Here is a 13,336-nt window from a genome sequence, read left to right as displayed (position 1 = left end):
GACCGTCACCTTCTGCATCACGACATCCTCGACCGGCCGATCGCCGCGCGCGGTCGGGACCGCGCCGATCTCCTCCACGACGTCCATGCCGGAGGTCACCTTGCCGAAGATCGCGTGCTTCCCGTCGAGCCACGGCGTGGCGGCGAGCGTGATGAAGAACTGGGAGCCGCCGGTGTTCGGGCCGGCGTTGGCCATCGACAGGATGCCGGGTCCGGCGTGCGTGAGACCGGCGCCGAACTCGTCGTCGATCTGGTAGCCGGGGCCGCCGCGGCCGGTGCCGGTGGGGTCACCGCCCTGGAGCATGAAGCCCGCGATGACCCGGTGGAAGATCGAGCCGTCGTAGAAGGGACCCGAGGCTTCGCCCTTGGCGTTCGGCTTCGAGTACTGCTTCGTGCCTTCGGCCAAACCGACGAAGTTGGCCACCGTCTTGGGGGCGTGGTCGGGGAAGAGGTTGATGCGGATGTCGCCCTGCGAGGTGTGCAGGGTCGCCGTCACCTTGGTCCCGACGAAGGATTCGTTGCTGTCAGCCACCACACCATCGTGCCATCCCGGGCGCCGATGTTCAGGAACGGGCAGGATGGGTATGCCTAGTGCATGACTGACCGACAGCTTCTGGAGCGCGATATGGACGAGGTGCAGGCCATGACCAAAGCCGGTGAGTCGGTCGGCAAGGCCGTCGGAACCGGCTTGCGCGCGGCGCGTCGCGGAGCGGTCCGCGCCGGGCACGTGGGTGCGGAGACGGCGGTGCAGCTCGCTGGGAGGGCGGAGACGAAGCTCGCCGAGCGCGGTGTGACGGCCGACCAGCTCCGGGGGATCTTCGCGGAGACGGCCGACGTGCTGGCTTCGAAGGCCGAGGAGGTCGAGAAGTCGACCCGGAAGACCAGGAAGAAGCTGGCCAAGCAGCGCAAGCAGCTCGCCAAGCGCGGCGGCCAGACCCGTGCCGAACTGCTGGACAGGGCCGAGGGCATCCGCAAGGACGTGGCGAAGGCCGCGGTCCGAGCGCGCAAGGACGCCAAGGTGCGGGCCAAGGACGTTCGCAAGGCCGCCAAGCAGGCCCGCAAGGACTTCGCCCGCGAGACGCCGAAGAGCCGTCGCCGCTGGCCGTGGATCCTCGGCATCCTCGCCGCGGGTGCCGTGGCCGGGTACGTGGCGCTCACCAAGCGTCCGGAGGAGGTCCACCTGCACGAGGAGCCCCAGGCGTCGACCACCCCGGAGCCGACGACCTCGGCCCCGGTGCCCACGCCGCCCCCCACCACGACCACCGCTCCCACGCCCACCCCTCCGCCGCGCCCGACCGACACGACGCCGCGCGGGTCCGACACGACGCCGCGCGGGTCCGACGCGGAGCACGCCCGCAACGGCCAGGTGGCCGACCGCAAGGCCTGACCACCGAACACACGCCGCCGAGCCTCGACGCCGACACTGTCGGTGCCGGGGCTTTGGTGTGCCCGGCTCCCCGCACCACCGGGGCCTGCCGCGCCAGCACTGCTTCCCAGTTGGGCGCACGGACCCACGGGACCTGACATTTCCAGGCCATTTTTTCGGTTCGGGCGTGTCGCGTCCCGGCGGGCAGCTGAACAGTCCCCCGTTCTCCACCCGAACGAGTTGTCCACACCCCGCTGACCGAACCCGGAACCGTCGTACCCCCGCCGTAGCTTGTACGTCGGGGGGCCCGCCCGACAGGGGACCTCTGCCGAGCCGACCCCGCGGTCGCCCAACCGAGATCGCTGAGCCGAGCCCGTGGCTCAGCTCAGCCCGAGGTTGGTGACGACCGTCTCGGTGATGCGGCGCGCCTTGATGGTCTGCTGCTGGTTGCTGGTGACGACGACCGCGTTCGCGCCCTTCGCGACGGCGTACACGGCACCGGTGTCGGACGTCAGCGAGCCGCCGTTCCACCCTTCGGGCGCGGTCGCCGGGCTCGACTTGTCGATGGGCGCGGCGCGGTCGACGATCGCCTTCGCGACCGTGGCGTCGCCCTCGTAGACCCAGACGCTGAGTTGGACGTCCGTCGAGTTCGCGTAGAAGAAGCACGCCGGGTTGGGGCTGTCCTCCGACAACCGGACCTTGCGCACCAACTGTCCGTTCGACTCCTGGACAACCCCTGTCGAAAGATAGGGGCAGTCACCGTCCGCAACCGGCTGGGGTGCCCCTGGCGCCTCTTTCGGCGTAGCGGAAGGTGTCAGTTGGACGCTGGTCTTGCTGCCCGTAGTTGATGTTGAGACGGGTTGCTCCGTGCTGCAGCCAGCCAATACTCCGATCAGCAGCAGGGACGGTACTGCGAACAACACGCGACGCTTCACCTTGCTGAATCCAATCAGTTTGCTGTCGATGATCGATAAGTTGCGGACCTAGTCACGCAACGTCATCGGCGTTAGCTTGTCCTTACCCTGCCGGTCGCCCTGCTAGTGAGGACAAAGAATGAGTCTTATCGACCGCGGTCGAGACCACGCGCTGGCACTGTTCAGGATCGTCGTGGGACTGCTCTTCGCCTGCCACGGAGCCCAGAAGTTGTTCGGGTTCCTCACCACCAAGCCTCCGGTGTCGATCACGACGTGGCCCAGCGGGCCGAGCGGTGTGATCGAGATCGTGGCCGGCGTGCTGATCATGGTTGGTCTCGGTACCAGGATCGCCGCGTTCATCGCTTCGGGTTCGATGGCCTACGCCTACTTCTCGGTGCACCAGCCGAAGGCGTTGATGCCGATCGAGAACAGCGGAGAGCTGGCGGCGATGTACTCCTGGGTGTTCCTGCTCCTCGTCTTCACCGGGCCTGGAGCCTGGGCGTTGGACAAGGTGCTGGCTTCTCGACGTCAGGCGTCTCCGGAGTTGCAGAACGCGTGAGTTGAGACGAGATTCCGTGCAGAACGAACAAGCCCCTGCTCGCAGCGCGGCGAGAAGGGGCTTGTTCGGGACTTCTACGGTGGAGACGAGGGGAATCGAACCCCTAACCCCCGCCTTGCAAAGGCGGTGCTCTGCCAATTGAGCTACGTCCCCTCTCGGGGGCGGTAGACGAGCCCGCCCTCGCAGGGTTCAGTCGGTGGGTGCGGTGGCCTCGCGCCAGAGGTCGGCGTCGGCCTTCGCGGCCTTGTTGCGCTTGACGAACAGCAGCACGGCGCCAGCGACCGCAACCAGTGCGATGATCTTCTTCATGGAAGCTCCCGTTCGATGACCCGATGGTCGACCACCGGGGGTCCAGGGGGCCTTGGCCCCCTGGCGGGGGTTGGGGGTGTGATCCCCAATGTTATAACGAATCGGTGAAGGCGGGCCCGGTGTTACCCCGCGCGGTTCACCTAATCGATCGTGGGCCTAGGAGGACTCGAACCTCCGACCCCTTCGTTATCAGCGAAGTGCTCTAACCGTCTGAGCTATAGGCCCTGATTGGTGCAACGACAGGAAGATTACCGTACCGCCTGTCGTTGCCCCAAATCGGGGGTGCCTAGATCATTCGCGCTCGGAGAGCGTGAGCTCCAGACCACCCGCGAGGTCCGCCGACACGTTGTAGACGAACGCGCTGACCGTGGCCAACGCGGTGAACAGGACGATGTTCACCGCGCCGATGATGGCCGCGACGCCGAACACGCGACCCGCGCTGATGAGCGGGTCACCGGCCTGCTCGCTGCCGGACAGCAGGTCCTGCGCCGTGTTGTTGATCTTGTCCCAGACGCCCATGCCGTTCAGCACGCCGTAGAGCACGCCGATCGCCACCAGCCACACGAAGAACAGCGCCACGCTGAGCACCAGGGCGAGCTTCAGCACCGACCACGGGTCGACGCGCTTCACCTGGAGGCTCGCCCGACGCGGCCCTCGACCGGGACGCCTGGCGCTGGGCGCCGCGGCACCCGGCCGGGCGCTGGACGTGCCCAGGTTCACCGACGTCCGACCACCCGAATCCGGCGGGACCGGCCGCGCCACGGCGACCGTGTCCGGGTCCTGCGCCGGGTAGGCGGGCTGCTCGGCGGGCGCGGGCTCGACCGGGGTCACGCTGTCGCTCGTCGGGTAGCCAACCGTTTGCGCCTCGCCGTACTGCGCGTCGCTGGTCACCCGCTGCCAGGGCGGGGGCGCCGCCGCGACGAAGTCGAGCCCGTCGGAACGCTCGGCGGGCGCCTCCGGCGGGACCTCGACCTTCACCGTCGCCTCGGCTGTGGACTGCTCGGCCGTCTTGGGGGGCGTGGCGGCCGGAGCAGCCGCCGCGGCCTTGGCCTCGGGTGCCTTGGCCTCGGGTGCCTTGGCGGCGGGCGCCTTGGCAGCCGGAGCCGCCGGGACCGACGGAGCCCCCGGTGCGGCGGGCGCCGCCTGCGCGGCCGGGGTGGCCGGAGCGGCCGCACCAGCGGCGGCCGCCTTCGCCTGCGACTTCGAGATCTCGACTGTCGCGCCGTCGGCGACCTTCGAGGGCTCGGCCTTCTCGGCCGACTTCGGCGCGGCCGGCTTGTCCGCGCCCTTCGAAGGTGTCGCCTTGTCGGCGACCTTCGCCTTCGACCCCTGGTCAGCACCACCCTGCAAAACAGGTTTGGTGATCACCGCCGTCTTGTCCGCGTCCCGACTTTCCGGGTTCTCGGATGAAGTCACGAGCAGTCCTCAACCTCTCGTCCGCGTTAGTTGGCGGGCTCAGCCTCGTCCCCATCAATGGGGACGTCGGAAGGCTCGTCGGCGTTGCCTGCGACGGCGATCAAAGTGGTGCCCTCGCCGAGGTTCATCAGCCGGACCCCCTTGGTCTGCCGCCCCGCCTTGCGAACCTCCTTGGCGCTGGTCCTGATGACCCCGCCGGTAGAGGTGATCGCGTACAGCTCGTCGTCGACGTCGACGATGAGCGCTCCGACAAGCCTCCCACGTCGGCGGTCGTGCTGGATGGTCAGCACACCCTTGCCGCCACGCCCCTGGACCGGGTAGTCCTCCAACGGCGTCCGCTTCGAGTACCCGCCATCGGTGGCGACCAAAACGAACTTGCCCTCCTCGACCACGCCCATCGACAGCAGCTCGTCGCCGCCGTTGAAACGCATGCCCAGGACGCCTGACGTGGCACGACCCATGGGGCGCAGCGCCTCGTCGGTCGCGTGGAAGCGGATCGACTGGCCGTCGGTCGACACCAGCAGCAGGTCGTCCTCCGCGGAGCAGAGCACGGCACCGACCAGCTCGTCGTCGTCGCGGAGGTTGATGCCGATCAGACCACCCGATCGGTTGGAGTCGAAGTCGGACAACTTGGACTTCTTGACCAGACCGGTCTTGGTGGCGAGCACCAGGTACGGCGCGACCTCGTAGTTCTTGATCTGGATGACCTGGGCGATCTCCTCCTCCGGCTGGAACGCCAGGAGGTTCGCCACGTGCTGGCCGCGCGCGTTGCGGTTGGCCTCGGGCAGCTCGTACGCCTTCGCCCGGTACACCCGGCCCTTGTTCGTGAAGAACAGGATCCAGTCGTGCGTGGAGCACACGAAGAAGTGCGCCACGATGTCGTCCTGCTTGAGCTGCGCGCCCTGGACGCCCTTGCCGCCGCGCTTCTGCGCCCGGTACAGGTCGGTCTTGGTGCGCTTCGCGTAGCCGGTGCGGGTGATCGTGACGACCACGTCCTCGACCGCGATCAGGTCTTCCATCGACACGTCGCCGTCGAACGGGATGATCTTGGTGCGCCGGTCGTCGCCGTACTTGTCGACGATCGCCATCAGCTCCTCGCGCACGATCGCGCGCTGGCGCTCCGGCTTGGCCAGGATGTCCTCGAGGTCGGCGATCTCCAGCTCGATCTCGGCCAACTGGTCGATGATCTTCTGGCGCTCCAGGGCGGCCAGGCGGCGGAGCTGCATCTCCAGGATCGCGTTCGCCTGGATCTCGTCCACCGACAGCAGCTCGACCAGACCGGTGCGCGCGATGTCCGGGGTCTGCGACCGGCGGATCAGGGCGATGACCTCGTCGAGCATGTCCAGCGCCTTGACCAGGCCGCGCAGGATGTGGGCCCGCTCCTGGGCCTTGCGCAGGCGGAACCTCGTCCGCCGGACGATGACCTCGACCTGGTGCCGCACGTAGTGCCGGATCATCTGGTCGATCCGCAGCGTGCGCGGCACCCCGTCGACCAGCGACAGCATGTTCACGCCGAACGAGTACTGGAGCTGGGTGTGCTTGTAGAGGTTGTTCAGCACGACCTTCGCGACGGCGTCGCGCTTGATCGTGATCACGATGCGCATGCCGCGGCGGCTGTTCGACTCGTCTGCGATGTTCGCGATGCCGGTCAGCTTCTGGTCGCGGACGAGCGCGGCGATGTTCTCGACCAGGTTGTCCGGGTTCACCTGGTACGGCAGTTCGGTGACGATCAGGACCGTGCGGCCCTTGGCGTCCTCGTCGATCTCGATGACGGCGCGCATCTTCACCGAGCCGCGGCCCGTGCGGTACGCGTCCTCGATGCCCGAGTTGCCGAGGATCAGACCGTAGGTCGGGAAGTCCGGACCCTTGATCCGCTCGATCATCGCTTCGAGGGTCTCCTCGTCGGAGGCCTCCCAGTTGTCCAGCGCCCACACCACGCCCGCCGCGACCTCGCGCAGGTTGTGCGGCGGGATGTTGGTCGCCATGCCGACCGCGATGCCCGAGCTGCCGTTGATCAGCAGGTTGGGGATGCGCGAGGGCAGGACCTTGGGCTCTTCGATCCGGCCGTCGTAGTTGGGCCGGAAGTCGACCGTCTCTTCCTCGATGTCGGCCAGCATGTGCATGGCCAACGGGGTGAGCCTGCACTCGGTGTACCGCATCGCGGCCGCGGGGTCGTTGCCCTGCGAACCGAAGTTGCCCTGGCCGTCGATCAGCGGGTACCGCATCGCCCACGGCTGGGCCAGCCGCACGAGCGCGTCGTAGATCGACGAGTCGCCGTGCGGGTGGTAGTTGCCCATCACGTCGCCGACGACGCGCGCGCACTTGTTGTAGCTGCGGTCCGGGCGGAAACCGGAGTCGAACATCGAGTAGAGCACGCGGATGTGCACGGGCTTGAGCCCGTCGCGCACGTCCGGCAGCGCACGACCGACGATGACGCTCATCGCGTAGTCGATGTACGAGCGCTGCATCTCGTGCTGGATGTCGACCATCTCGGTGCGGTCGTGGTCCGGCCCCGGCGGCAAAGTCGTCTCGGTCAAGGTTCTTCTTCCTCTTCGCCAGGCGAGTAGGTCTACAGGTGGACGGGTGGCGTCACACGTCCAGGAACCGGACGTCCTTCGCGTTGCGGGTGATGAAGGAGCGGCGCGCTTCCACGTCCTCGCCCATCAGCACGCTGAACAGCTCGTCCGCCGTCGCGGCGTCGTCCAGGGTCACCTGCATGAGCAGGCGGTGGGCCGGGTCCATCGTGGTTTCCCACAGCTCGGAGGCGTTCATCTCGCCGAGCCCCTTGTACCGCTGGATGTTGTCGTCCTTGCCGAGCTTCTTGCCCGCCTTCAGGCCTTCTTCGATCAGGCCGTCGCGCTCGCGGTCGGAGTAGGCGAACTCCGGGTCGATCCGCTGCCACTTGATCTTGTAGAGGGGCGGGGTCGCCAGGTACACGTGCCCGTGCTCGACGAGCGGGCGCATGAAGCGGAAGAGCAGGGTGAGGAGCAGCGTCCGGATGTGCTGGCCGTCCACGTCGGCGTCGGCCATCAGCACGATCTTGTGGTAGCGCAGCTTGCTCAGGTCGAACTCGTCGTGGATGCCGGTGCCGAGCGCGGTGATGAGGCTCTGCACCTCGTTGTTCTTGAGGACCCGGTCGATGCGGGCCTTCTCCACGTTGATGATCTTGCCGCGGATCGGCAGGATCGCCTGGAACATGGAGTCCCGGCCCTCCTTCGCCGAACCGCCCGCGGAGTCGCCCTCCACGATGTAGAGCTCGCACTCCTCCGGGTTGGTGGAGCGGCAGTCCTTCAGCTTGCCGGGCAGGCCGCCGATGTCCAGGGCGCCCTTGCGGCGGACCAGTTCGCGGGCCTTGCGGGCCGCCATCCGGGCCTGCGCCGACGAGACCGCCTTCGTGACGATCGTGCGCGCCTCGTTGGGGTGCCGCTCGAACCAGTCGGCCAGGTGCTCGTTGGTCGACTTCTGCACGAACGACTTGGCCTCGCTGTTGCCCAGCTTGGTCTTCGTCTGGCCCTCGAACTGGGGCTCCTGGAGCTTCACCGAGATGATCGCGGCGAGACCCTCGCGGATGTCGTCACCGGTGAGGTTGGTGTCCTTCTCCTTGAGCAGCTTCTTGTCGCGCGCGTACTCGTTGACGACACGGGTCAGCGCCGCGCGGAAGCCCTCCTCGTGCGTGCCGCCCTCGTGCGTGTTGATCGTGTTGGCGAAGGTGTACACCGAGGCCGTGTAGCCGGTGTTCCACTGCATCGCGACCTCGACCTCGATGCCGTCACCCTTGGCGTCGAAGGCGATGACCTTCTTGTGGACCTCTTCGCGCGTGTGGTTGATGTGCTTGACGAAGTCCTCGAGGCCGTTCGGGTAGTGGAACGTGCGCTCCTTGACCCGCGCCACGTGGCCCTCGGCGTCGACCTCGGTGTCCGCCTCGACGACCCGCTCGTCGCGCAGGACGATCGTGAGGCCCTTGTTGAGGAACGCCATCTCCTGGAGGCGGCGCGAGATCGTCTCCAGGTTGTAGGTGGTCGTCTCGAAGATCGTCGGGTCGGCCCAGAACGTGATGATGGTTCCGGTCTCCGTCGCCGGAGCGCCCTTCGTCAGCGGGTGCGCGGGCTTGGTGCCCTCGTAGCGCTGGTTCCACGTGAAACCTTGGCGCTTCACCTCGACGTCGACGGCGGTGGACAGCGCGTTCACGACCGAGATGCCGACGCCGTGCAGACCGCCGGAGACGGCGTAGGAGTCGCTGTTGAACTTGCCGCCCGCGTGCAGCTTGGTCATGACGACCTCAAGGGTCGGGACCTTCTCCACGGGGTGCATGTCGACCGGGATGCCACGGCCGTCGTCGATCACCCGCACGCCGCCGTTGGCCAGCAGCGTCACGTCCACGAAGGTGGCGTGACCCGCCATCGCCTCGTCGACGGAGTTGTCCACGACCTCCTGGATCAGGTGGTGCAGACCGCGCTCGCCGGTGGACCCGATGTACATGCCGGGCCGCTTGCGGACCGCCTCCAGGCCCTCAAGGACGCTGATTGAGGACGCGCCGTACTCATTCTTGTCTGCCACGGGCCTGGTGTCTCCTCGACATGAAGCGACAGGACGTCGCCGAGCGGCGACGCTGATGGTCATGCTCCCCATTATTCTACCGGTCGGGTACGACGAGGATGCACCAAGGACACCCCTGATTTGGCCTCAGAGGCTCTGAACTTGACCCGGTTGGGTTGGATCGGCTGACCCCAGTGGTCAATTCGGCTGGTGAGCGCTCAGTGCGCCACAGGATCGCCGCTGAACGATCGGCGGCCCTCAGCCATAGGTATCACGTGGGCCGCGCCCTGGAGCGTGCCTGGGGCCGAATCGCCAGTTGGGAGCCTGGGGGCCCTGCACCTTCAGCTTCTTCACCACGCCGTCGCCCACCCCGGCGGCGATGCGCTTGATGAGCTCGCGCTGGAGCAGCCTGAGCTGCGTCGCCCACGCCGTTGAGTCCGCCTGCACCGTCAGTTCGCCGTCGCTCAGCGTGATGGGTTTCGCGTGCTCGGCCACGTCCTCGCCGACGAGCTTGGCCCACTTGCCGAACACGTTGCCGCCCGCGAGCCGCTCGGCCCACCCGTGCTCGGTGGCGACCCGCGAGGCCAGCCTGCCCAGCGGCTGGGGGTCCCGGTCGTCCGGACCCGCGCCCGACCAGCGGCGGCGCTTCGAGCGGTTCGCTCCCCCGGTCGTCCGGCGTCCCGGCTGCTTGGCGCGGCTCTTCGCGGAAGCCCGCGCGGCGGCCAGCGCGGCGCGCGCGAGGTCGGGTCCCCTCAACGTTTCACCGTCTGCTGGGGACAGAACACCCTCTGGAGTGACATCGCCTGTGGATATGTCCGCAATTTGTGGTGAGTTATCCACACCATCCACAGGGTTGTCCCCAGCTGTGCGACTTGTCACACCCGTTCGAGGGACGTCCTCAGACACTGCGCACCTCTCCGTCGCGAACGTCGAACCGAGCACCCGACAGTTCCTCCGGCACGTCCTCGGCCACGGCCGCGGTGATCAGCACCTGCTCCGCGCCCGCCGCCACCTTGGCGAGCTGGCGCCGGCGACCCCGGTCGAGTTCGGCGAACACATCGTCCAGCACGAGCACGGGTTCGGTGCCGTCGACACGCAGCAGTTCGTACCCCCCGAGCCGGAGCGCCAGGGCGAACGACCATGACTCCCCGTGACTGGCGTAGCCCTTGGCGGGCAGCTCGCCGAGCGCCAGCTCCAGCTCGTCGCGGTGCGGGCCGACCAGGCAGACCCCCCGGTCCACCTCCTGCGAGCGGACGCGGTACAGCTCCACGAGCATCGCGTCCTCCAGCTGGCTCCGGTCGGCCCTCGGCCCGCCCGGCACGCCGAAGCCCTCGGGCTGCGACTCGCCGAGGCTCGACCGGTACCGGATCCGCGCGGGCCGCGACTCCGGGGCGACCTCCGCGTACGACGCGGCCACGTGCGGCGCGATGTCCGCGACGAGGTCGAGCCGGGCGGCGAGCAGTTCCGCGCCGTGCTTCGCCAGGTGCCCGTCCCACACGTCCAGGGTGCTGAGGTCGCCGGACCGCCCGGCCCGCTTCGCCGCCCCCGCCGTCTTCAGCAGTGCGCCGCGCTGCTTGAGCACCCGCTCGTAGTCACCGCGCACCCCGGCGTACCGGGGCGCGCGCGCCACGAGCATCTCGTCCAGGAACCGGCGGCGTTCACCGGGGTCGCCGCGCACCAGCGCCAGGTCCTCCGGCGCGAACAGCACGGTGCGCAGGATCCCCAGCACGTCGCGCGGGCGGGGAACCGGGCCGCGGTTGATCCGCGCCCGGTTCGCCTTGCCCGGCGTGATCTCCAGTTCCACCAGCAGTTCGCGGCCGTCGTTGACGACCGCGGTCCGCACCACCGCGCGGGGACTGCCGTGCCGGATCAGCGGCACGTCCGTGGCCACCCGGTGCGACCCGAGCGTGGCCACGTAGCCGAGCGCCTCGACCAGGTTCGTCTTGCCCTGGCCGTTCGGCCCGACCAGCACGCTGACCCCCGGCTCGAACGCCAGGTCGGCGCGCTCCCACGAGCGGAAGTCGCTGACCTGGAGGTGCCTGACGTACAACGGCGGCGTCAGCTCTGCGTGCTACCGCTGCCGGACGTGGGCCCGGCGGCTTGCACGGCGTGACCACCGAACTGGTTGCGCAGCGAGGCGACCGCGCGCATGGCGGGCGAGTCGTCCTGGCGCGAGGCGAACCGGGCGAACAGCGCGGCGGAGATCACCGGCGCGGGCACGGCGAGGTTGATCGCCTCCTCGACGGTCCACCGGCCCTCGCCGGAGTCCTCGACGTGGCCGCGCAGGTCGTCCAGCTCGGGGTCGGAGTCGAGCGCGCGGACCAGGAGGTCGAGCAGCCAGGACCGGACCACGGTGCCGCGCTGCCACGCCTTGATGGTCGCGGGCACGTTCTCCACGAGCTTGGAGGCCTCCAGCAGCTCGAAGCCCTCGGCGTAGGCCTGCATCAGGCCGTACTCGATGCCGTTGTGGATCATCTTCGCGAAGTGGCCCGCACCGACCTGACCGGCGTGCGCGAAACCCTCCTCGCGCGGACCCTCGGGCCGCAGCGCGTCGAAGATCGGCATCGCCTTCTCGACGTCCTCGGCGGCGCCGCCGACCATCAGGCCGTAGCCGTTCTCCAGGCCCCACACGCCACCGGACACGCCGGTGTCGAGGTAGCCGATCCCCTTGCCCGCCAGCAGCTCCGCGTTCACCTTGTCGTCGGTGTAGCGGGAGTTGCCGCCGTCGATCACGAGGTCGCCCTCGGCCAGCAGCTCGCCCAGGTCGGCGATCGTCTGCCTGGTGATGTCACCGGCCGGGACCATCACCCACACGACGCGGGGGGCTTCGAGCTTGTCGACCAGGTCGGCGAGCGAACTCGCGTCGGTGACCTCGGGGTTGCGGTCGTAACCGACAACCTCGTGGCCCGCGCGGCGAATCCGCTCGCGCATGTTGAAGCCCATCTTGCCGAGGCCCACAAGTCCGAGCTGCACGGTGCTGACTCCCCTGTTTTCGAGTTGACGTTTAGCCGGGCAGGCGAACGGGCATCAGCAGGTACAGGTAGCCCGGCGCCACACCGCCCTCATCATCGACCGGCTTCAACAGGGCGGGCCTGCTGGGGGTCGTGAAGGACAGGTGGGCCTTGGCCGTGCGCACGGCGTGCACGCCCTCCAGGAGGTACGTGGGGTTGAACGCGATCGTGACCGGCTCACCGGTGTACTCCACCGGCAGCTCCTCCTCCGCGCTGCCCTCGTCGTCGCCACCCGCCGACAGGCGCAGACCGCCGTCGACGAACTCCAGCCGGACCTGGGTACCCCGCTCCGCGACGAGCGACACGCGCTTGATCGCCTGGACGAGCGAGTCGACCTCGATGATCGCGGCGGCCGAGTGCTCGCTCGGGAGGAGCTGGCGGTACTTCGGGAAGTCGGCGTCGAGCAGGCGGGTCGTCGTGCGCCTGCCGTTGCCGGAGAGGCCGAGGAGCCCGTCGTTGGCCGCGAGCGACAGCTCGACCTTGTTGCCGGAACCGCCGAGGGTCTTGGCCGCGTCGGCGAGCGTGCGCGCCGGGACCAGCACGGCGGTCTCGCTCAGGGTCTCGTTCGGCTCCCACGCGAACTCGCGCATCGCCAGCCGGAACCGGTCGGTGGCGACGAGGGTGAACTTGCCCTCGCCGATCTCCAGCCGGACACCGGTCAGCATCGGCAGCGTGTCGTCCTTGCCCGCCGCGACGGCGACCTGGGCCACGGCCTCGCTGAAGACCTCACCGGCCAGCTCGCCCGCCAGCTGCGGCATGTTCGGCAGCGCGGGGTAGTCCTCGACCGGCATCGTCGGGAGGCTGAACTTGGCGCTGCCACAGGTGATCGTCATGCGGGAGCCGTCGACGGAGATCTCGACGGGGTGGTTCGGCAGCGCCTTGGTGATGTCCGCGAGCAGACGACCGGAGACGAGCGTCTTGCCGCCGTCCGCGATCGTGGCGGGGACGCCGACCGTCGCCGAGACCTCGTAGTCGAAGCCGGAGACGGTGAGCGAGTCGCCAGGCGCGCCGTCCGGGGAACCGGCGTCGAGCATGACTCCACCGAGCACCGGAACGGGCGGCCTGGACGGCAGGCTGCGCGCGACCCAGGCGACGGCGTCGGCCAGGCCGTCGCGCTCGACGCGGATCTTCATGAGCGTCCTTCCTCAGATCGGCATGACCGACCGAGGGGACGGTCGGTCCAACGTGGCGAAGCGTTGGGTGCTGTGGGGGGTGGTGAACCGCTG

Annotated in this window: 10 protein-coding genes, 2 tRNA genes and 2 pseudogenes; 2 read left to right on the top strand and 12 right to left on the bottom strand. The window is 68.7% G+C overall.

Annotated elements, in window-relative coordinates:
* Positions 1 to 531: peptidylprolyl isomerase (locus VFZ92_RS05035; RefSeq protein WP_330874520.1), on the bottom strand; the 531-nt coding region annotated here is incomplete at its 3' end.
* Positions 532 to 642: 111 nt separating this feature from the next.
* On the opposite strand from VFZ92_RS05035, the gene VFZ92_RS05030 reads away from it, so the two are divergent.
* Positions 643 to 1,386, top strand: a complete 744-nt coding sequence (locus VFZ92_RS05030) for a hypothetical protein (protein WP_330874518.1) — start codon at positions 643 to 645, stop codon at positions 1,384 to 1,386.
* A gap of 359 nt (positions 1,387 to 1,745) precedes the next feature.
* Here VFZ92_RS05030 and VFZ92_RS05025 read toward each other — a convergent pair whose 3' ends face one another.
* Positions 1,746 to 2,288, bottom strand: coding sequence for a DUF2020 domain-containing protein (locus VFZ92_RS05025; RefSeq protein WP_330874516.1), 543 nt, complete (start codon positions 2,286 to 2,288; stop codon positions 1,746 to 1,748).
* Between the two features lie 130 nt (positions 2,289 to 2,418).
* On the opposite strand from VFZ92_RS05025, the gene VFZ92_RS05020 reads away from it, so the two are divergent.
* Positions 2,419 to 2,838: a DoxX family protein gene (locus VFZ92_RS05020; protein ID WP_330874514.1), complete on the top strand. Its 420-nt coding sequence runs from the start codon at positions 2,419 to 2,421 to the stop codon at positions 2,836 to 2,838.
* A gap of 80 nt (positions 2,839 to 2,918) precedes the next feature.
* Here VFZ92_RS05020 and VFZ92_RS05015 read toward each other — a convergent pair.
* From VFZ92_RS05015 to dnaN, 10 genes and pseudogenes are all read right to left on the bottom strand, one after another.
* Positions 2,919 to 2,991: transfer RNA gene (locus tag VFZ92_RS05015), tRNA-Ala, on the bottom strand.
* 39 nt (positions 2,992 to 3,030) lie between these two features.
* Positions 3,031 to 3,147 (bottom strand): annotated as a pseudogene (locus tag VFZ92_RS05010) (DLW-39 family protein); the annotation flags it as partial.
* Between the two features lie 151 nt (positions 3,148 to 3,298).
* Positions 3,299 to 3,372 (bottom strand) — tRNA-Ile (locus VFZ92_RS05005).
* A gap of 66 nt (positions 3,373 to 3,438) precedes the next feature.
* Positions 3,439 to 4,563, bottom strand: a complete 1,125-nt coding sequence (locus VFZ92_RS42395) for a DUF3566 domain-containing protein (RefSeq protein WP_414719815.1) — start codon at positions 4,561 to 4,563, stop codon at positions 3,439 to 3,441.
* A 26-nt stretch (positions 4,564 to 4,589) separates the two neighbouring features.
* Positions 4,590 to 7,100: a DNA gyrase subunit A gene (gene gyrA, locus VFZ92_RS04995; RefSeq protein WP_330874513.1), complete on the bottom strand. Its 2,511-nt coding sequence runs from the start codon at positions 7,098 to 7,100 to the stop codon at positions 4,590 to 4,592.
* Between the two features lie 52 nt (positions 7,101 to 7,152).
* Positions 7,153 to 9,120: a DNA topoisomerase (ATP-hydrolyzing) subunit B gene (gene gyrB / locus VFZ92_RS04990; protein WP_330874512.1), complete on the bottom strand. Its 1,968-nt coding sequence runs from the start codon at positions 9,118 to 9,120 to the stop codon at positions 7,153 to 7,155.
* 237 nt (positions 9,121 to 9,357) lie between these two features.
* Positions 9,358 to 9,855, bottom strand: coding sequence for a DciA family protein (locus VFZ92_RS04985; protein ID WP_330874510.1), 498 nt, complete (start codon positions 9,853 to 9,855; stop codon positions 9,358 to 9,360).
* Positions 9,856 to 9,997: 142 nt separating this feature from the next.
* Positions 9,998 to 11,149, bottom strand: coding sequence for a DNA replication/repair protein RecF (recF, locus tag VFZ92_RS04980; protein ID WP_330874508.1), 1,152 nt, complete (start codon positions 11,147 to 11,149; stop codon positions 9,998 to 10,000).
* A gap of 8 nt (positions 11,150 to 11,157) precedes the next feature.
* Positions 11,158 to 12,087, bottom strand: a pseudogene (gene gnd / locus VFZ92_RS04975) (phosphogluconate dehydrogenase (NAD(+)-dependent, decarboxylating)); the annotation flags it as partial.
* Between the two features lie 16 nt (positions 12,088 to 12,103).
* A complete protein-coding gene (dnaN, locus tag VFZ92_RS04970; protein ID WP_330874506.1) occupies positions 12,104 to 13,243 on the bottom strand; it encodes a DNA polymerase III subunit beta in 1,140 nt (379 codons plus the stop codon).
* Positions 13,244 to 13,336 lie beyond the last annotated feature (93 nt).

The organism is Umezawaea sp. (assembly GCF_036375055.1).
In the GTDB taxonomy this organism is placed as follows: Bacteria; Actinomycetota; Actinomycetes; order Mycobacteriales; family Pseudonocardiaceae; genus Umezawaea.
Note: the sequence above shows the minus strand (reverse complement) of the source record. Positions and strands in the feature narration are given on the sequence as shown.

Bases quoted from the DNA above. Each gene is read 5' to 3' on its own strand.
- dnaN (WP_330874506.1), bottom strand. From the start codon at position 13,243: ATGAAGATCCGCGTCGAGCGCGACGGCCTGGCCGACGCCGTCGCCTGG.
- VFZ92_RS05030 (WP_330874518.1), top strand. From the start codon at position 643: ATGACCAAAGCCGGTGAGTCGGTCGGCAAGGCCGTCGGAACCGGCTTG.
- VFZ92_RS05020 (WP_330874514.1), top strand. From the start codon at position 2,419: ATGAGTCTTATCGACCGCGGTCGAGACCACGCGCTGGCACTGTTCAGG.